This is a genomic window from Microvirga tunisiensis, assembly GCF_009296175.1.
GTDB lineage: Bacteria > Pseudomonadota > Alphaproteobacteria > Rhizobiales > Beijerinckiaceae > Microvirga > Microvirga tunisiensis.
The window spans coordinates 1-1106 of record NZ_VOSK01000824.1 but is presented as its reverse complement, the minus strand read 5'-3'; the positions used below and the strand labels follow the sequence as shown (position 1 = coordinate 1106).

At 66.5% G+C, this 1106-nt stretch carries 2 protein-coding genes and 1 pseudogene; all 3 read left to right on the top strand.

From position 1 onward, the window contains the following. Positions 1 to 62: 62 nt before the first annotated feature. The gene (locus tag FS320_RS43905) at positions 63 to 587 is read left to right on the top strand and encodes a winged helix-turn-helix domain-containing protein (RefSeq protein ID WP_152718722.1); all 525 of its coding nucleotides are present in this window, start codon (positions 63 to 65) and stop codon (positions 585 to 587) included. 61 nt (positions 588 to 648) lie between these two features. Continuing rightward, positions 649 to 816: a hypothetical protein gene (locus FS320_RS43900; RefSeq protein WP_152718721.1), complete on the top strand. Its 168-nt coding sequence runs from the start codon at positions 649 to 651 to the stop codon at positions 814 to 816. 12 nt (positions 817 to 828) lie between these two features. After that, positions 829 to 1095: pseudogene (locus tag FS320_RS43895) on the top strand (transposase); the annotation flags it as partial. Between the last annotated feature and the right edge of the window lie 11 nt (positions 1096 to 1106).

Genomic DNA, 1106 nt, shown 5'->3' with positions numbered 1-1106 from the left:
TAATGATCCTCACGAAAGCGATGTAACATAGGGCGGTGTCGGTCCTTGCGGGGAGGTTCGCGATGGATGGCAACGTTTGGCGGCCGGCGCATCTGACGCTGGAGCAGATGGAGGAGCGCCGTTTGGCGGCAGCGACGCTGTTGCGACAGGGACAGCTCCCCCAGGCCGAGATCGCCCGGCAGCTGGGGGTCAGTCGCGCCAGTGTCTGCCGCTGGGCCGCCACGCTCGCCCAAGAGGGCCGGCGCGGCCTGCAAGCGCGACCGATCACAGGCCGCCCACCGCGACTGGATGAGAAGGCCTGGACCCGCCTCGAGCGGCTCCTGGATCGGGGCGCCATGGCGGCGGGCTTTGCCACCGAGCGCTGGACGCTCAAACGCATTGCGGCCCTGATCGAGCGCGAGTTCGGCGTGAACTATCATCCGCGCGACCTGGAGCGACCTCTCAAGGCGCATGGCTTCAGCGTGCAGCGCCCCGCCACGCGAGCACGAGAGCGCGATGAGCTGGTGATCGCGGTCTGGCCCAAGCGCGAATGGGTGGCTTTGAAAAAAGGCGCAGCGGGAACATCGCACGCTTCTCCTCTGGGATGAGACCGGCCACAGCTTCCGCGCCCGGCCGGGCACGACCTGGGCGCGGCGCGGGATCACCCCGGTGCTGCGGCGGCTGAGCAAGTGGCGGGAGGTCTCGAGCATCGTGGCGATCACGCCCGATGGCCGACTGTATGCTCGCCACTTCCGCACGAGCATCTCAAGCGATGCTGTGATCTCGGCTCTGCGCTCGTTCCGGAGACAGATTGGCGCGCCGCTGCTGGTGGTCTAAGACCGGCTCAACGCACACCGGTCAAAGCTCACCACCGCCTTCATCGCGGCCCGCCCGCAGGACCTTGCAGTGGCCTACCTGCCGGCCTATGCACCCGAGCTCAATCCGGAGGAGCAGTGCAATGCGTTCGTCAAGCGAGCCATGGAGAATGCGCTGCCTGGATCAGTCGCCGATCTCCACCGCCTGGCGCGCCGCGAGTTCAGTCGCCTGCAGCGCCGACCCGAGATGGTTGTCAGCTTCTTTCGGCATGCAGGTCTCTCAGTTGCAGGCCTTTCGTGAAGATCATTAGA